This is a genomic window from Moheibacter lacus, assembly GCF_014042165.1.
Taxonomy (GTDB): domain Bacteria; phylum Bacteroidota; class Bacteroidia; order Flavobacteriales; family Weeksellaceae; genus Moheibacter; species Moheibacter lacus.
Window position 1 is genome coordinate 103,828 of sequence record NZ_JACDZE010000004.1, and the last position, 18,012, is coordinate 121,839.

General features: G+C 33.8%; 15 protein-coding genes. 5 read left to right on the plus strand and 10 right to left on the minus strand.

Annotated features, from left to right (window positions below; genetic code table 11):
- Positions 1 to 4: 4 nt before the first annotated feature.
- The 3 genes from HU137_RS11145 to HU137_RS11155 are packed head-to-tail and all read right to left on the minus strand — an operon-like array spanning position 5 to position 6,959.
- On the minus strand, positions 5 to 2,560 hold the full coding sequence (locus HU137_RS11145) for a S9 family peptidase (RefSeq protein ID WP_182043929.1): 2,556 nt from the start codon (positions 2,558 to 2,560) through the stop codon (positions 5 to 7).
- 9 nt (positions 2,561 to 2,569) lie between these two features.
- Positions 2,570 to 3,973, minus strand: coding sequence for a RagB/SusD family nutrient uptake outer membrane protein (locus tag HU137_RS11150; protein ID WP_182043930.1), 1,404 nt, complete (start codon positions 3,971 to 3,973; stop codon positions 2,570 to 2,572).
- Between the two features lie 10 nt (positions 3,974 to 3,983).
- Positions 3,984 to 6,959: a SusC/RagA family TonB-linked outer membrane protein gene (locus HU137_RS11155; RefSeq protein ID WP_182043931.1), complete on the minus strand. Its 2,976-nt coding sequence runs from the start codon at positions 6,957 to 6,959 to the stop codon at positions 3,984 to 3,986.
- 772 nt (positions 6,960 to 7,731) lie between these two features.
- Here HU137_RS11155 and HU137_RS11160 point away from each other — a divergent pair.
- Positions 7,732 to 8,070: a hypothetical protein gene (locus HU137_RS11160; RefSeq protein WP_182043932.1), complete on the plus strand. Its 339-nt coding sequence runs from the start codon at positions 7,732 to 7,734 to the stop codon at positions 8,068 to 8,070.
- A 254-nt stretch (positions 8,071 to 8,324) separates the two neighbouring features.
- Here the strand turns inward: HU137_RS11160 and HU137_RS11165 are convergent, their stop codons facing one another.
- Positions 8,325 to 8,804 (minus strand): thermonuclease family protein, encoded by a 480-nt coding sequence (locus tag HU137_RS11165; protein WP_182043933.1) that lies wholly within the window; start codon positions 8,802 to 8,804, stop codon positions 8,325 to 8,327.
- A 148-nt stretch (positions 8,805 to 8,952) separates the two neighbouring features.
- Here HU137_RS11165 and HU137_RS11170 point away from each other — a divergent pair, with 148 nt between their 5' ends.
- Complete coding sequence (locus tag HU137_RS11170) at positions 8,953 to 9,759, plus strand: hypothetical protein (RefSeq protein ID WP_182043934.1); 807 nt, start codon at positions 8,953 to 8,955, stop codon at positions 9,757 to 9,759.
- 293 nt (positions 9,760 to 10,052) lie between these two features.
- Entirely contained in the window at positions 10,053 to 11,432 is a 1,380-nt protein-coding gene (locus HU137_RS11175; protein WP_182043935.1) for a hypothetical protein, read from the plus strand.
- Between the two features lie 128 nt (positions 11,433 to 11,560).
- Here the strand turns inward: HU137_RS11175 and HU137_RS11180 are convergent, their stop codons facing one another.
- From HU137_RS11180 to HU137_RS11205, 6 genes are read right to left on the minus strand one after another with little or no spacing between them, the layout of a single operon-like run.
- The gene (locus tag HU137_RS11180) at positions 11,561 to 12,076 is read right to left on the minus strand and encodes a PIN domain-containing protein (protein ID WP_220457222.1); all 516 of its coding nucleotides are present in this window, start codon (positions 12,074 to 12,076) and stop codon (positions 11,561 to 11,563) included.
- Positions 12,077 to 12,078: 2 nt separating this feature from the next.
- A complete protein-coding gene (locus HU137_RS11185) occupies positions 12,079 to 12,426 on the minus strand; it encodes an STAS-like domain-containing protein (RefSeq protein WP_182043936.1) in 348 nt (115 codons plus the stop codon).
- Between the two features lies 1 nt (position 12,427).
- On the minus strand, positions 12,428 to 13,288 hold the full coding sequence (locus tag HU137_RS11190) for a histidine kinase (RefSeq protein ID WP_182043937.1): 861 nt from the start codon (positions 13,286 to 13,288) through the stop codon (positions 12,428 to 12,430).
- Between the two features lie 57 nt (positions 13,289 to 13,345).
- Complete coding sequence (locus HU137_RS11195; protein WP_182043938.1) at positions 13,346 to 13,591, minus strand: hypothetical protein; 246 nt, start codon at positions 13,589 to 13,591, stop codon at positions 13,346 to 13,348.
- A gap of 25 nt (positions 13,592 to 13,616) precedes the next feature.
- The gene (locus HU137_RS11200) at positions 13,617 to 14,207 is read right to left on the minus strand and encodes a hypothetical protein (protein ID WP_182043939.1); all 591 of its coding nucleotides are present in this window, start codon (positions 14,205 to 14,207) and stop codon (positions 13,617 to 13,619) included.
- Between the two features lie 10 nt (positions 14,208 to 14,217).
- Positions 14,218 to 15,999 (minus strand): DUF6119 family protein, encoded by a 1,782-nt coding sequence (locus HU137_RS11205; RefSeq protein ID WP_182043940.1) that lies wholly within the window; start codon positions 15,997 to 15,999, stop codon positions 14,218 to 14,220.
- A 157-nt stretch (positions 16,000 to 16,156) separates the two neighbouring features.
- On the opposite strand from HU137_RS11205, the gene HU137_RS11210 reads away from it, so the two are divergent.
- Both HU137_RS11210 and HU137_RS11215 read left to right on the plus strand, forming a co-directional pair.
- A complete protein-coding gene (locus HU137_RS11210; RefSeq protein ID WP_182043941.1) occupies positions 16,157 to 17,266 on the plus strand; it encodes an HNH endonuclease domain-containing protein in 1,110 nt (369 codons plus the stop codon).
- A 22-nt stretch (positions 17,267 to 17,288) separates the two neighbouring features.
- Entirely contained in the window at positions 17,289 to 18,002 is a 714-nt protein-coding gene (locus HU137_RS11215; RefSeq protein WP_182043942.1) for an NERD domain-containing protein, read from the plus strand.
- Positions 18,003 to 18,012 lie beyond the last annotated feature (10 nt).

The window sequence follows — 18,012 nt, forward strand, 5'->3', positions numbered from 1 at the left end:
CCTTTTACTTTAGATAGTGGTTAAACCAACTCATCACTTCCTCTGACAGGTCTTTTTGATTTTCCAACTTATCTACAGAATGAGGTTCGTTGTTAAAAAGAAGTAGTTTTCCTTCTTTATTTAGTCTTTTCATCGCCATAAATAAATGAACGGATTGTGTCCAGTTTACGTTTCCATCCTCTTTTCCAGCCCAAAGCAAAAGTGGTGTTTTTAATTCTTCTATACTTTGTAACGCCGAATTTTCATTGTACTGCTTTTTCGCTTCAAAATAAGATTTTCCCATTCTGAATTGCTTATTTTCAATTCTCCATATCTGCTCTCTTTTGAAATCCCATGATATATCCAAATAATAAATACCTAAATCGGTAACGGGAGCTCCGGCCACGGCCGTTGCAAACATATCTGATTTTGTCGCTATATAGGTCGCCTGATAACCTCCATATGAATGTCCGATTAAACCGACTTTTTTTGGGTCAACGGGATAAGTTTTCAATGCTTTTTTTACAGCGTTTTCTACATACAGAAGGGATGATTTTGCAGGGTTTCCTTTTTCATATTTAATCGTCGGCATCAGCACAAAGTATCCGTTTGTAAGATAATTAACTAAATTAAAGCCGGTTCCTTCATAAATTGTCGGACTCATGTAGCGCATATCAAAAGTATTTACAGCTTCATATATTTTCACAATCATCGGGTACTTCTTTTGGGGATTATAATTGGAAGGAAAGAAAATTAGTCCCTCCAATTCGTTGTTGTCAGATTCCTTATAGTGGTAAAATACATGTTTCCCCAAATCAAATTGGAGTAGCCCGGGATTGCTTTGATAGAGTTCTTTTGTTTTGTGGTTGGATAAATCAATACTATGGAGGGATGGGGGCAGGTTGAATTTACTTTTTTTATAGATCAGCAAAGACTGATTAGAAGATAACGTTAAATCTTCCGTCAGTGCTGACCCATATACTAAATCCACTATTTCGTTTTTATCCCAAATGCTGATTCCTGTTTTCAAATCATGCCCCGTCCTGTCGAGTATTATTTTTCTGGATTTTGGATTGTAGGATACACCTGTGCTTTCACTTAATAAGGATAAATATTTAGAATCGTGCCGGTCTACATCGCGGTTGATTCGGTATTTCATTTTGGAAGACCTTCCGTTGGTTCGTTTTTTATGGGTATTGTTTCCGGTATCTAACAACCATATGTCATATTGGTCGTAAACAATCAGATATTTTTCATCTTCTATCCATCCGGGTGATCCAAAGGGAAGGTCGAATTCTTCTTGGGAAAAAGGAAATGGTAGTTCGGACGTCAAATTCTTTTTTTTCTTTTTTCTCACATCATATAACCACCAATGATGGTCCGAAAAGTATGCAATAAAATTTCCGGAGGGTGAAATTGAAATAAGACCAGGATGTACCGATTGCTTCTCTATAATTTTTTCCTTTTTACCACTTGAAAGGTGTAAGAGATAGATATCTGACTCCGGAAAATATTTGTATTGCGGCTCGTAGTCCAATTTGTTGTAAACCAATGCGATTTCGTGATTTTTATTCAATTGGTAAGATGAAAAGATGGAATCCGTTATAGGAGATACATTTTTTGTCTCAGTCTGCCATAGCGTTAGGAAAAATTTTCTCTCATAGCTGTTGAATTCATTCATCTGAGGAAAAATCCACGGATCCGATGTGTCCCAGACTTCCATGTCTTTTTCTTTCGTTTTTTTGTCCGGATTGGTCTTTAGACTTCTGAAAAAGAAAACCTTTTTCCCGTCTTCTGAAATTTCAAGCTTTTTATCAGAAATGGAAAAATCCTTAAAGTGTCGATTTATCTCTGCATCAGTAAGTATGCGGGTCTGATTGTTTTGGCAAAGGAGGATGGAGTTGCTTTCTTTTTGCTTTAAAAAACATCCCATAGCATTTCCCGAATCATTCCAAACACAACCTGCTATATTTTCGGAATTACTTATGAAAACAGAATTATTTTCCCGCTCATGGATTGAGTACCGTGTTAATTCCTCTTGGTTTTCAGATTGAGACAGCGTGACCCAAGTATCTTTTTGCGGGTTTATGAAATAGTCCTTTACGTTTTCTATTTCATTTGTCTGGTTTGTAGTCCCATCAAAAAGCAAGAGGGAATTTTGATTTCCTCTCTTGCTCAATGCAATTATATGGTCTTTTTTGTCGAAATGAAATTTTATAACCTTTTCTAACCTCACCTGATGATGGTTGTTCAGATTTTGAATCAAAAGCGTACTGTCTTGGGAAAGAGATGCAAAGTACTGACTGTTGGAGGAAAATGCATGCATGTAGCTATCGCTTATATCCCAGTTCGTCAAATCCTGCACATTCAATAATGTAATCTTAGGCGGTTTAAGGTCATAAACTTCCGAGAAAACCATCCATTTCCCATTTTCACTATTGCTTTGGACGTAAATGTTTTTACTCCAAAGCGAATCAAATTTACTATGGTAGGTTTCCAATTTTTTTGAATTATCCTGTGCTCCAATTTGAACTCCCAGAATCAAAATCAGAAGTTTTATGATAAAAAATTTATTTCTCATTTCAAACTATTAATACCCTTCGTTTTGAGGTAAAAGGTTTGGGTTCAACAAAATTTCAGATTCGGGTACAGGAAGTAAGATATCTGTTGGACGCCAAGAAGGTTTAATCGGAGATAACACGGCATCTGCTTTATTCAATCGTTTTAAATCAAACCAACGGTGTCCATGTTCCGAAAAAAGTTCGGATTTTCTTTCACGGTATATTGATTCCAAAACTTCTTCGGCACTGCCTGAAGTAATTTCAGGCAAACCTGCCCGGCTTCTGATTTTATTCAGGTCGAAGAGAGCAGAAGATAAATTTCCGAGGTGCGCATGGGCTTCCGCTCTGATCAGGTATTGTTCAGCCAAACGAAAGACGATGGAATATTCAACTGTAGTACCTGTATTTCCGGATTGTTTGTATTTGTATGGCATGTACCAAATTTGATTATCGTCTGTTACTGAATTGATCCAGGATTGCTTTCGTAAATCTCCTTCTTCAAATGAATTTATAAATGCCTCATTCAGCGCAAAGGAACTTGGAGGTCCTTGCTGAAAAATAAAAGAAATCGCTTCATGGGTATTTTGTCCTGCGTTACCCGGTTTGAGTTGGAGAATAGCGGAGGTGCTTTCTTTTAAGAATTCATTTTCTATATTCGATTCCAGTATAAAAAATGAAGATTCATTTAGAAGGAGCGAACTTTCATTAACAGCACTTTGCCATTCTTGATTGTATAGGTATACTCTGGCTAAAAGTGCAGAAGCCACAAACGAAGTCGCTCTGGTTCGTTCCCCGTTCAGATCGTTCGAAGGAAGCAAACTTTTGGATAGGAGTAAATCCTCTTTGATTTGTAGATACACTTCGTTGGCATCCTGCCGAGAGACATCCTGATTCATCTCATAATCTGTCTGTGTTATGTAGGGAATCTTTCCAAAAAGGTTTGTCAGGTAAAAATGCGTTAAAGCTCTAACGAATAATGCCTCACCCATTAATTGATCCTTTAGCTCCGTGCTGAGATGTACGGAGTTCTGTAGACCTTCCATTACAGAATTGCACATATAAATCAGCTCATAAGATCGTTTCCAAATGTTGAGTACCAAGCTGTTGGATGCAATGATCTGGTGTCTGTAGAATGTTTCAATAGGTTGGCCTGAGGAACCGTAATAATCCAATTCATCTGCATAGAGTCCCATCAGAACGTTCATTCCCTCAATTCTTCCGGTCAAAAGCGTATTGTCCCTTAGTTTAGTGTAAAGGGTTGTTACTGCCGCTTCCGCTGTATGAGGATCTTCAAAAATCTGGCTTTGCGTGATTTGACCGTTTGGCGCAGGAACATCTAAAAATTCTTCACAAGCGGAGAGAAAAAAGAATAGAAAAACCATTCCGTAGGTTGGTTTTACTGTTGCTATGATTTGTAGTATTGTATTTTTCATGTGATTGATTTTATAATTCGAGTTTAAATCCAAAAGTAAATTGTCTGAGAGGAGCAAGAAAGCCCGGATTTTGTTCCGGATCCCGTCCTTTGAATCGGGTAAGGGTCAATAGGTTATATCCTTGTGCAAATAGCGTCAGTTTGTAAGCTGTCTCTTTTTGAGTAGGAATCGAATAAGCGATGTTGAGTGACTTTAGTCTGATAAAAGAAGCATCTGATACTGCGGCATTGCTAATGCTAAAGAGGTAATGCGCAAAGTAAGCATCGTAATTTTCTCCTGTCGTATAAGGCTGGATGGGATTTTGGTTTAGAATTCCTGCGGGTTGGTTCCGCATCAGTCCCGGTGGTTCGGTTCCGTAAAACTCATTGAAATTATCCTTTTTCATGAACTGTAAAAAGAAATTTAGTTTCAGATTTTTATATTGGAAGTTATTCTCTATTCCACCATAGAATTTAGGATTGAGATCTGCGATGTACTGTTGGTCACCCAGTGAACTGATCTCGCCATCTCCGTCGTAATCCCTGAAATCATAGAATCCGGTTTCCTGATTGATTCCTGTTAATTCATACAGTTTATAAATCCCGATGGGATAACCAATTTCCAGTGAATTGATGTAAGTGGAATTTTCGAGTCCTTCAAAGGAAATGAGTTTATTTTTTGGCAGGGTAAATTGAAAAGAAGTAGACCAGTTAAAGTTTTTGTTCTGAATGTTTCGGGTTGTGAGCATAAATTCCCAACCTGAGTTGCGAACCGTTGCATCCAGATTGGAATTGATGCCTGCAAAACCGGTAGTGACGGGTAGGGGAATTTCTAAAAGCTGATTGTCCGACGTATTGTTGTAATAATTGATTTCAAACCGCACGCGATTGGAGAACAACTCAGATTCAAGGGCAACTTCGAATTTCCGGTTCTTTTCCCATGCATAAGAGGGATTATACAAGCGGGTAGGGGAAAGTGCAATGTTTCCGTCATAATTGGCAGATCCTATGCTGTACGTATTGAGATATTGATAATCTCCGATCTGGTCATTTCCCGTGATACCGTAACTGGCTCGGAGCTTTGCAAAATTTAACCAACGAAGATCTTGGAAAAAATGCTCTTTTGAAAAAATCCAGGCCGCACCTACAGCACCGAAATTGGAAAAGCGGTTGTCGGGTCCAAAACGGCTGGAGCCGTCCCTTCTTCCGGAAAGATTCAGGATGTATTTCTGATTCAGGTTGTAATTCAACCGGGCGTAAAAAGCGATGTAGTTGTACTGAGCGGTTTGATCCGTGAGGATGTTGATTTCAGAAGCGGCACCCAAATCCCTGATGAATTCATTGCTGATAAAATTTGCACCCAGGATAGACAGTCTTTCGCTGTTTTGTTTTTGAAGGGTTCCTCCCACCAAAAAATCAAATTTCCCTTTGCCCAACTGAAAGGAGGAATTGATCTGCGGTTCGATGATCCAGGAATCTCTTTGCCCTCTGTTATCAAAGATGCTGGAAAAGGAGCTGTCATATCCCCATGCAGGATTGAACATCGTATGAGGAGAAGTACGGGTTTCTTGTAAATCAGCATGGGTGTAACCAAAACTGGAACTAATGCTAAGTGCTTTGAAGAGTTCGTATTGAATACGCGCATTGGCAGACAGATTATTGGATTTGTTGCGGTATTCACTTTCCATTGCGGCAAGGGGATTTTCCCATGTTGAATCTTCCCAATTCAGATTTCCTTCACTGTCATACAAGGCCGGAGCATTCGGCGGGAGGTAAGTCGATATCCATGTAAGATCAGTTGCCGGCAGATAGTTTTGATCCTGCCCGAAATTTCCTGTAAACTGAAGATGGAGTTTATCGTTTTTAGATCGGTGACTGACCGAAGCATAAAATGCCAGATTTTTATAATTATAATGCCCCGGAAAAACGGTTGTTTCTTTTCGGATGCTATTGCCAATTTTAAAAAAGGTCTGTTCGCTGCCTCCTGAAACCGCAGTATTCAAGGTGTTGATAAAAGCAGTACCGCCTAAGAATTCCTTTTGCCAGTCCGTATATCGATCCCTATCCCATGTTCCGTTTACGTCATAGGCCGTAGCCGGATATTCCGAATACCCATCGTTTAAAAAGGCCTGTTCCCTTACCGATAAGTATTCCTGTGTATTTAATAATTTCTGAAACTTGATAAGACGAAGCACCGAAGTAGAAGCATTTACGCTGAATTCCGTTTTTCCGGACTTCCCTTTTTTAGTGGTGATCAGAATGACCCCATTGGCACCACGTGAACCGTAGATGGCTGTCGCATCTGCATCTTTGAGTATTTCAATGGATTCGATTGAACTTGGATCTAGGGTATTCAGCGGATTTATTTGTGCATCAGGCAAGACGGAACCCGAAGTTTGCCTATCGGAAAGCGTACCTGTATCATACGGAACTCCATCTATTACATACAGTGGTTCATTTCCGGCTGATATGCTATTTTGTCCACGAATTCGTACGGTGTAACCACCTCCGGCTAAACCGGTTGTCTGAACAATGTCCAATCCCGGAACGCGACCCTGCAATGATTCCAGAATATTGTTGACCGGTTGTCTTTCTATTTCCTCTGCTGATACCCGATAAATACTCCCCGTCCTTTCCTTATCTTTTACAGTATAATAACCGGCATTGATCACGGCTTCCTGCAAGGCGACTGCCTCATACATTTCAATGTTGATGGCCGTTTGGTTACCAACCACAGCTTCCACCGGTTCATAATCGGGATAAGTAAACACCAGGGTGTCTGATTCCGTTGTCGAAATAGCATACGTACCGTCTTCATTGGTGACGGTAGCAAGATTCGTTCCTTTGACAAGAACAGAAACGCCCGGGATAGGGCCGCCGGCATCATAAACGGTTCCGGTAATGATCTTGGGAGGTTGTTGCGCCGAAGCGAGTGAGCACAAGGTCATAAGGACAATAAGTAGGTGCCTCGGCACAATTCCCTTCCCGTTTAATAGTTTGATTTTCATAATTTTGAATGGGTTTTAGTGATACAATAATTATTTTGCTCTTTGGCCAAAGCTGTCGCAAGCCCGTCATATTTTTATGGCAGGATGAGCATTTATAAATGCTTCTTTGGCTTTTTAAGCGTGATGATGATGAGTAGCATAATCGGGAATATTTCCACATCTGCTCATATCATCTAAATTGCTAAACAATAAGTCTGAAGGAAGTACAAAGTGAATGTATTATCACCTCTTGTTTACAGTAAAAATCTCTGCCGAAGCATTGGTGCTTTCTTACCTTGCACCTAAATGTTTAGATGCCCCGACAGAGAAGCTAAATAACTAACACAAGTTTCGTTATGCTTTTACTGTAAGATATGTTTACTTATTGTTGTTAAATGTGTTTTTTCATAAGCCTTCTTTTTTTAAGATTATTTCTGTGTTGTTATGTGCTGCAAAACTTCACCAGAAAAAGAAGATGCTTAGAAATCCAGTTGAAAAACCAACCCAAAAAGGAGGGCGTGGAACTCAACTTACCGAATCGGGGTACTGGCATACCTTGCACGATAAGAGAGCCCACGCCCGGGTCGTGAGCATCTTGCTTATTTTCTCGTGCATAAAAATTACCAGTTTTCGATTCGAGAATCTAAGCAATTGCTTCTAATATTTTGATCCTATTGGAAGAATTGCAAATTTATTAAACTATTTCAATACTATAAATTATTCAAATATAAATAATTTATTCGGTACGCCAAACCGTACCGAATAAATTTTATAAAATTCTTTAATTGGCATTGTGGATAAAACATATCATAACCATATTCAAATTAAAGTAGCAATCACACTTAAAAAGTTATTAAGTGAAAATAAAACACATCCTGTCAATACGAATGATGAGAAAGAAGTTTTAAAGAGCTATGAAAAGATTGCAATAGCTGCAGATTTACGGAAAGCTACTGTAAATGATATTTTTAACGCTAATACAAAATCAAGAATCATTACATTAATCGCAATAGTTGAAGCATTAGGCTTCTCAATGAATGTATTTGGTGAAATTTATGGTGCTGTTACTGAAAAGGAGATAGCTGATTTTCAGCTATTCAAAAAAAATAAAGAAAAACAAAAAAGGAACTAAAGATTTTAATAGGTAGTATGTCTTTCCAACTTTTCTCCGTCAATAAAATAATCAATTCCAATAATTTTATTCTGAGAAACTTTGTATTCGACCTCTACAAAAAATGTGAATAACGAATACAATACAAATCGAGAATCTGATTTTATATAAACATCAATGAAATCACCTTGTTTAAAAACAAGGTCATATTGTTCGTGATTCGATAATTTTTGATAATCTTCAAGTGTTAACTCTTTCACAAGTATAAATATACATTAATTTCGTTCTTCTTGCTTCTTCTTTCTGAATTCCCAAGGAGACACAGCGTGGGGGTCTTGCCATAAACCACGTTTATTTTCTTTCGCTTCTTTTTCTAAGTCGCCAAGGCTTTCATCGTCTGAATATCTGTAATACCACCATCCCATACCGGCTTTTATAATTTCAGCTGATAGATACAAGTTATCATCATAAAATACTTTCGCTATAGTACGTCCCCATCTGTCCTGATCTGTTTCTTCAAAAGTTATTTCCTTTCCAAAAACGGCATCAGATGTAAACTGTTTGGCATTTTTTCCAAATGCCTGACCACTTTCCGGGCAATCGACCTCAGCTAATCTAAGTGTTTGCTGAGTTTTGTCTTTCAGAAGTACGACAATGGTATCCCCGTCTTTTATGCCTACTACTGTGGCTATCGTTTGAGAGTAGGATAGAAGAGGTAGTAGGAGAAATATAAAATATATAGGTTTAAAAGTCATAACTCAAATATAGGTTAAATAAAAAATCGTAATTATAATAATTAGAAAATGCATATATTTATGACAATAAGTGATTTAATCAATTTTGCTTATTCATTAAATATTTGGATATTTGAGAGTTAGTTGACATTTTTACCCACTATTTTATATGACGTTAATTGTATCTTGGATTGGAGTAGATCAAAAGAAAAATGGAAACCAAATTGCATCACTTTATATTGCTTCAGATAGTAGATTTAGTTGGGGTAAAAATGGTAAATATGATTATGGTGTAAAGGTGTTTGGTTGTATTAATTCACCAGAAATATTTGGTTTTAGTGGAGATGTTTTACTGCCTTCAAATATTATAAATCAGCTAATTACGCAAATAGATTATGGTATATTTTTTAATGATACGGACACTAAAGAAATAAAATCACAAAGAATATACAAATTCATTTCTGAAGCTATTAATTTATATCCAAAATTTGCTTTAAATCAAAATTTTAATATTATTTATGGAACAAGAATAAGTCATGAGTTTAAACTATTTAAATATTTATACGATTACAAAAGCGAAGAATTTACGTACGAGGAAATTGAGTTACCATTAATTTCGACCAAAGTATATAGCGGTGGTTCAGGTGCAGAAGAATTCAACAAAAATTTTGAAAATTTAGAAAGAGAATCTCATAATGAATATAGAACAAGTCGCGGTGTTTATCAATGTTTGATAAAAACATTAAATAATATGAAAGATATTTACAGTGGAGGAACTCCACAAATAGTTGGATTATATAGAATTAAAAATTCAATATTATTTGGTAGTGTTATCAATGAAAAATTATATCTATATGGTCGCGAATATCTTCAAAAAGTAAACGTAGAAAATATTGAATGGAGAAATGAAAATTTTGAAAGAACAAATCCTAAAACTGGAAAAATATTAGACGGTGCACAAAAGCAACCTAATTAAAGAAGCAACTCCCTAACTCTCCACAAATTCAATTATAAACAAGCTAAATTTGGGGAGGTCGAGGTGTCTGGTAGTCTTAAGGCTACCATTAGGGTATAAAAATGCAACAGTGGTGTAATTAGATAGCACGCTTATTTCTAAATGAGAAGTCCTGGTGCAAATCCAGGCTGCATTTTAATAAAAAAACGTCAGGCTAACATCTTCGTAACTATTCAATAACTTCAATTTTTAACTACAAATATGTTCTGTTGATTTTGAGAATATTTTTGGACATTTGTTTGTCTAGCATAATTATGAGAAAAATAAAGGAAATAGAAGTGTTTGAAATAAATAGAAATAGATTCAATATCTATATGCTATTTACTAGACATCCTTATACAAATTTTATAGCTCAAGAAGTTGGGTATTATTCTAATGAAAATAATTCTATTTTAGGAGTTTTACTATTCGACTATGAAGATGAAGATTTCAATTATACTTTAATGGCTCGGGATGAAAACAAGCAGTTTAGAGCGTTTGAAGTTCAGCATAGTTTTAAAACAAAAGAAGAAGCTATAAGTACATTAAAGAATTCAATAAAGTGGCATACTGCTCAGAATGTTAGGGTAGTAGTACAAGGAGCTTCTAAAAAAGGCCTTGATCTTTTTAAGATTATAGTTGACAAAAGAAAATTGCATCCTTATTTCATACGTTTAAATAATGATATAGCTTTAAAGGCTTCTAAAAATGCAATAATTGAAATATCAAATCATTTAGATGATATTGATGGTAATTTTATTGAACAGTTTCAATCAATAAATGGTTTTGATGCTAGAATTTGGGAGATTTATCTTTTTGCATCATTAATAGAATCTCACTTTGAAATAATTAGAGGGTATAATAGACCAGATTTTCTAGTTAAAAAAAATGAGGTTGAGATAGGGATTGAGGCAGTTATAGTCGATCGTAAAAATAATCCACCTAGATATTTACTTCATGATGTTGATGCAGCAACTCCTGCTCAAATCAAAGAAAAATTAGAAAATGAAATGCCTTTACGATTTGGTAGTGCACTTTATTCCAAATTAAATAAAGAGTATTGGAAATTAAAGCATTTAAAAGATAAACCTCTAATTTTTGCAATAGCTGATTTTCACGACAATGCTTCAATGACCTGGTCCTTTACTGCCCTTGTGGAGTATTTATATGGAAAAAGAGATGTTGTCCTAATTAATGAAGATGGTTCTGAAAAAATTGAGATCATAAATGTAGATCATTATACAAAGGAGACAGGAGCAAAAATACCTGCTGGTTTTTTTCTTCAAGAAAATTCTGAAAATGTTAGTGGAATTTTATTTTCATCTACAGGAACTCTTGGTAAATTCACTAGAATGGGAATTGAGGCTGGTTTCAGAGAAAAAGGACAAATTCTAATAAGAGTTGGAGATAGGTATGATTTAGAATCTGACTCGTTTATACCGGTCTCGTTTATGTACACAGTGAACGAAGATGGAGATGAAACTTGGTCACAAGGCCTTAATCTTTTTCACAATCCAAATGCAAAATTTCCAATAGATGTCGACTTATTTCCCAATATTGCTCATCATAAACAAGAGGGAAATGAATTGGTAAGTTGGGTTCCTGAGTTTCATCCATTTTCTTCTATTAATATTAATACTGTTCCTCAAGAATAGACATTATCTAACGAAGTTCTGCGTCATTATTTAGATTTTCTGAATTCCCAAAGATATAGAGTGTGAGGTCTTACCATAGTCTGCGTTTGTTTTATAAACTTATCAATGTATTAAGACAACTATATCGTTTATACTAATTTAGGATTTCCAGAAATAATCTCAATTGCTGAATTTTTAAAATCTCCATCATTTGTAAGAAGCACCATATCGTTTTCTTTGCATAAAAGAGTTGTTGCCTTATCAACAAAATCAATATCCTCAATATTGAAAAAACTTTCTATTTCTTTTTGGCTGTATCCTTTAGAAGCAATATCAATAACTTTTAGAATGTTATCTTTTAATATGATATGTATATCATTTAAAGCATTTTTTCCAACTTCGCTGTTGCGAAAATCTTTAAAATTTTGAGTGGAAGAAATTTTTTGATGTTCAATCCTAAGAATTCTATTTATTATTTCGGAAATTATAAAAATATCCACAAACAATTTATTTTTTTGTACAAGAAAATTTTTGAAAACTTTTGCATAGCTCATTTCAAAATTATGCTGTCCTGTTGGCCAAAACAAGTATATAATAACATTTGCATCAATAAATATACTTCGTTCAGCTAGTTTGTTAAATTCATGTAGCTTATACCTTGACATAATTAGTCTTCTAAAATGTTTTTTATACTTTCATCTAAAGCCTCAGGATTTTGGTAATATAATTTAGCCGTGTCAACGACACGTTTTAAAGAAATCTTCCCAGCGTCCGATAAATCCGAAACATTGAAGTTAGCTTTAATCTGCTCTTCGCTGAAATCCTTATATAATTGTCCGATTGCAGTATTTAAAAATGCAGTAGTAAGCATTTCTATATTTAAAAATGAAACTACAACTTTGTGTCCTGCGTCTAAGGCTTTTTTTATAAGCTCATGAATTTTTTGACCATCTTCAGCTTCAACGCCATAAGAATCGCCAATAGTATTTATTACACTTATATTTATTGTTTCCATTTTAGAATATATCATTTATATTAACTTCACTGACAAGAGAGTAATTTGTCAAATCATTAGTTTTAAATTGCAAATTTACAATAGTTCCGGGGAATTCGCCATTAAATACAGCAGTTTCTATGCCATTTTGACCATATTGATAGAAGCCATCTCCACTTATTATTTGCATTTTACCTTTGTTTAAAGTGACAAATTCTTTCAAAATAGCCAATCCTATACCTCCAGTGATGCCTTGTTTAGTAGTGTTTTTATCTTCGACAGCCCACTTTATAGCATTTACTGATGAGAGATTTGAGCCAAAGCGACGATTTACTTTTTCTTTAAAACCTATACCAACGTCAACTACAGTAAATTCTATTGTATTTTTAATTGGGAAGAATTGACCACACGTGTAAATAAATTCAGATTCACTATGGATTTGAGCATTTACAAAAATTTCATAAATAGCTTCAATAATTTTATCTTTTGCCCCTTCGGTCATCTGAGGTAAATCATTTTGGTGACCGTCAATTAATTCTTCAAGAACGTATTTTTTGAAAAATTTACCATCAGTTGGTTTTAATTTCTGATATTTAATCGTTGTGTTGTTAAAATCAGTTTCTCTATGTTTTCCATAATATGATAGAAAATCATTTTTTAATAAGATTTGTTCAACTCTTGGAGTAATATAGTCAAAATGTATATCATTAAAGTCGTCAATTAGTAGATCTAGTATGGCTCCTAAAGCCGAACTCATATTAGCGGCAAAGAAAAAACTCAATTCCAAATGAACGTCTTGAAATGATTTATCTTTATTAAATTGATAAAATGTTATTAAAGACTGGAAACTTGAGAATGTATTGTTAATTGAATTTAATCTCACTCTTTAAAATTGTACACAAACATACTAAAAAGAAGATTAATTATTATTTTAAAGGGATTATTTTATATTATAAAGCCAAGGAGGGTTTGAACCAGTTATTTCCCTATAAGTATTAAGATCAACAAATTTATGTTCTAGAATAACAGAAGCTAAAATCGCATTTGGAAAAGTTTTTTTCACTAATTCTATAGCTTTATTTTTAACTATATTAGGATCATAATTTCCAGCGCCCGTAATAGTTACAATTTCTGAGCTTTTGCCATCAATAATAACATTAACTAAATCTACATAGTATTCTTTCATTTTTTATCTATTTTATATTTCAAAATTACTTTATGAATTCAAATGAGCTATTAATCTCAAAATCGGTTATGTAGTAGTCATCATTAAAAAATAAACCATTTATATAATGTTTGATGGGATGATATAAATCCTTAGGATACTCTCCAAATAATAATTTATCATAGGTATTTGCTATGCTAAATGAAGTAGAATTTTTCCCTCGTCCTTTCTTTAAAAATCCAACTTTTGAAAGAAACCTTGTGATTTTGTGTTTTTCAATTCCCTTTTCGGGGTGGTCAGTTACCAGAAAATAATCTTTAACATAAAAAGTACGTATATTACTTAGTGAATTATGCAAATTATTTTTGTAATCCTCAAGGCTTAATTTTTTTAAGTAAGATACATCCACTAACTCACATTCTGCCCTAATTACCTTATTCATGTCAATAAAATAATCTCCATCTACTAATAGCATCATTTTATGGCGGTAAATTCCTAAAATCATTTCATTAATTTCCTCTTCTGAGTAATCTGAAATATTTTTAGAACGTCCGAATTTTTCTAGTGCTAAAAAACTTCCTCGGTTTTTGTAAACTTTGTCAATCAATTCTTTTCTGACTTTTTTTATTGTTTCCATGCTGGGATTTTTATTTATCTATCTGAGTTATTTGAAATTCTATACCTAAATTTCTCATATTCTTAGCCAATTCTGTAAGCATAAATTTTGCAATGTTGGATTCAAATTTTTCTATGTTCGTAAATAAATCTCGTTTCTTTTTTGAAGAATCAGCTACAGCTAACACAATAACAACTTTTTTATTTTTAATTTTGGCTATGAACTGCTTCTTAGATAATTTATCAAACTGTTTTTTTGCCCTTATAGTGTAAGGTGATTTACCTTTAGAATTGGCTACACTGTCGTATAGAGATTCTAAAAACTCATAATTGGACTTTACGTCTTCATGGATTTTCCTTCCAGCGATATAAACTTGGTTGCATAAGTCACGCATGGAATTATCAAAACCTTTTTTCACATGGTAGAAATACAAAGTATCTTTTTCAACATTTAAAATGTCACAAGCTTCAATATTTAAACTTGTAAACCTATCAAATACGTACATATTATCTTTACCAAGATAGGAAGCATTATAATCATTTTCTTCACCTCCGTTCCATTTTAGCATTTTTTTTCCACTGTATTTATTTTCACTTAAAAAAAACTGTGTTTGTTCGTTTATCTTTTTTATAAAAGATTCTTTTACAACGTACCAATCTTTTTCAATTAGAAAGTAAGTATTACCCTCATGAATAATTTCTGCGCAAAAATGATTGATTAGTTTATCACGGGTAAGTGTGTTGCCATCTTCATCAAAAGTTTCTAAATAAGTGTTTTTAATAACTTTTTTAAATGGTTCGTAATCTAATTCTTCTTCAATTTCAATTTTTAATTGCTTAATTATCGTTTCTATATTTCTAATTACATCATCTATATTAAATGAGTTAGATCTTTTATCATAAGTGAAGGTCAGAGTAGAGGAAGTAGCCTGAAAATATTTCTCGAAATCTCTATTACTTATTTCCACACTAAAATGCTTATTTTCATCTAAGTAATTTTGAAAAATGTTTTGTAATACTTCGTTTATAAGAGTTTCTTTTAATAGATCTTCTGATCTACCAATTTTTTCCACACTATTTATTTCAATTCCTTTCTTTTTTAATAGCGATTCACATTTTTCAATGACATTTAAAAGTTGAGAGAATGATATAGATTTTTTAATAGAAAATGAATTTTTAGCAATACACAAGCTATTTGCATCTATTTCGGAAGGTTTGAATCCAAAAGCTTTTGTAAGAATATCCTTATTTAAGGATGCGTTTAATTCATTATATATTTTACCGAAATTTTCATTTTCATATAAATTATAATCATTTCTAAAAAATTTAATTTCTCCCTGAATACCTCCAGTCAAATTTCTTTCCTTCGTTGATTTCAATGCCTTATCTTCTGATTTAACAATCTTTGATAAAATTTCAATTCCGAAATCATTTGTTGCAATTTCTTGAACAGTTATATGAGCGTAACCGCCTGTAGAAGCATATATTTTTTTTGTGGAAATATTCTGAAATAAAATTATATAGCTTTCTGATTTAGATTTATTTAAATTGAGAATGTCTTCCCCTTCTAAAGCAACAGAATTAATAAACTCTTTCCATTTAATATCTCGTACAGATTGCTTGTAAAATAGTCTTATTTCATACTTTTCGCTTAAATTACCTTTCACTTTTTGTTCTCTAAATTTTTTAGATTTGAGAAATGTGGAGAGATACTTTAAGTCTATTGTTTTTGTAGATATTTTTCTTGTTTTGGTATTACGATCTTTTAATTTATCCTTAATTAAATAGATATTGTTTTGTATTTTTTCTGACATGTTTTGTAGTTGAGGCGTTAATAGTAGATTATCAAATGTATTAAAAAATATTAATTATGCTATACTAATCAAATTGTTTATGAGTAGATTACGGGAAACCGTAAAGCCTTAAAATTTTTAATCTTATTGTTATATTTGAGCTTCCAGTAAATATCTAATGAACAACCAGGTCTTCTACAGCATCAGCAAAATCATAGAAAGGGACAGCAAGTCCACTACTTATAAGTTTGCACTGCTTCGTGGAGTAATTGACATCATTCAGGAAAACTCGCCCTACATTAGAATTGAACATAACAGGGTTCATATTCCCACCGGATTGTTGATTGAAAAATGGTTACTGTATTATTATCCCATTTTAGAATCAGAAATTGTTATTCCTCAAATCAATGGCGAAACAAATTTGGCTTTTGCCAGCCAGTTTAAACAGATTATAAGTTATTACGAAGTACGAGGTGGGTTCTCCGTTTTCTATAATGATTTGAAAAGCAGAGGAATTCCCAATGAGATTCTTGCAGATTTTATCGAATTGGCAAGGAAGCTCAGGGATACCATCACCAAAATGCCCATGAAATATATCGGGCGTTCCATCAGCAATGATTTTTACTCCATCTTCCAATACCGGAACCAGCCTTTAAGAAAATCCAGTTGTGTGGATATTGAATATTTGATTCATAATTTCGGGACATTTTCAATTTCGGTTGATTATTATGAAGCATTCAGGATTTTGGGAAGTTTTATCAGTGGGAGGGATTCGATTCTTTTCAAATGGGCTGAGTTTTCTGTAAACGCATCCGGAAATAATCTTTCGGTGGATAAAGTTTTAAATGAAGTTTTAAAAGGACCGATTACCGAAAGAAACATACTGGAATCCAGAAAACTGTACAAGGAAATCCTGAAAAGAGAAGGCAAAGTTTATTGCGTTTGGACAGGAAGGCATCTTTCCAATTATGATATCGACCATGTGATTCCATTTTCGGTCTGGAAAAACAATGATCTATGGAACTTACTGCCATCTGATTCAAAAATTAATAACCAGAAAAGAAACAAAATTCCTTCTCCTGAAATCATCGAGCGACAAAAGAACCTGATCACAGATTACTGGGGAATTATCTTTGAGCATCAAACAGAAAGATTTCAAAAAGAAATACAAGTCGCACTTTTGGGCAATCATTCTATTTCAGAATGGAAAGAATCCGGAATCACGCAGCTTCAGAACAGCTGTCATTATTTGATTGAGAACAGGGGATTTGAAGAGTGGGAAATATAGGATATTATAAAGATTTGAGCTCATGAAAGATATTTTTATTTCTTTATTTATTCTGTTCATTATTTTCCTGACCTTTCTATTCAGGTATTTAAAACCCAAGATAAAAGGAATTGTTGGTGAAAACCAGGTTTCAGGAGTCTTGCGAAAGTTGGGTAAGGACTATGTAGTAATTCATAATGTAAAACTGAATATTAGAGGTTCTCTTTCACAAATCGACCATGTCGTAGTATCAGACTATGGAGTCTTTGTGATTGAAACCAAAAATTACAAAGGATGGATTTTAGGATATGAGAATTCACAAAACTGGACACAGGTCATATATAAGTATAAAAATAAATTTTATAATCCTGTCCTGCAGAATAGAGGTCATATCTATGCCCTCAAATATCTGCTCAAAGAATACCAAAACCTTGAATTCATTTCCATAATTGTTTTCAGCAATAAAACTACATTAAAAACCAAAACTTCTACGCATGTCATTTATTTAAACAAACTACTTAAAACGATTTCTCAGTACAATGAAATCAGGATTAGCGAAAAAGTTAAACAGGAAATTGTCTCCAAAATTTATTCTAATAATTTAAGCATTAAAGCGAATAGAAAAATTCAAAGTCCTAAAGATATTCTCCAAATGAATTGTCCTAGGTGTAGTGGTGTATTGATTGAGCGTTATGGTAAATATGGAAGTTTTTACGGATGCAGTAATTACCCTGCTTGTAAATTCACGAGAGATTAACCCATTTAGG

Coding starts and splice junctions, on each gene's coding strand:
- HU137_RS11180 (WP_220457222.1), bottom strand. CDS start 12,076: ATGTCAAGGTATAAGCTACATGAATTTAACAAACTAGCTGAACGAAGT.
- HU137_RS11185 (WP_182043936.1), bottom strand. CDS start 12,426: ATGGAAACAATAAATATAAGTGTAATAAATACTATTGGCGATTCTTAT.
- HU137_RS11200 (WP_182043939.1), bottom strand. CDS start 14,207: ATGGAAACAATAAAAAAAGTCAGAAAAGAATTGATTGACAAAGTTTAC.
- HU137_RS11145 (WP_182043929.1), bottom strand. CDS start 2,560: ATGAGAAATAAATTTTTTATCATAAAACTTCTGATTTTGATTCTGGGA.
- HU137_RS11165 (WP_182043933.1), bottom strand. CDS start 8,804: ATGACTTTTAAACCTATATATTTTATATTTCTCCTACTACCTCTTCTA.
- HU137_RS11150 (WP_182043930.1), bottom strand. CDS start 3,973: ATGAAAAATACAATACTACAAATCATAGCAACAGTAAAACCAACCTAC.
- HU137_RS11195 (WP_182043938.1), bottom strand. CDS start 13,591: ATGAAAGAATACTATGTAGATTTAGTTAATGTTATTATTGATGGCAAA.
- HU137_RS11205 (WP_182043940.1), bottom strand. CDS start 15,999: ATGTCAGAAAAAATACAAAACAATATCTATTTAATTAAGGATAAATTA.
- HU137_RS11155 (WP_182043931.1), bottom strand. CDS start 6,959: ATGAAAATCAAACTATTAAACGGGAAGGGAATTGTGCCGAGGCACCTA.
- HU137_RS11175 (WP_182043935.1), top strand. CDS start 10,053: ATGAGAAAAATAAAGGAAATAGAAGTGTTTGAAATAAATAGAAATAGA.
- HU137_RS11210 (WP_182043941.1), top strand. CDS start 16,157: ATGAACAACCAGGTCTTCTACAGCATCAGCAAAATCATAGAAAGGGAC.
- HU137_RS11215 (WP_182043942.1), top strand. CDS start 17,289: ATGAAAGATATTTTTATTTCTTTATTTATTCTGTTCATTATTTTCCTG.
- HU137_RS11170 (WP_182043934.1), top strand. CDS start 8,953: ATGACGTTAATTGTATCTTGGATTGGAGTAGATCAAAAGAAAAATGGA.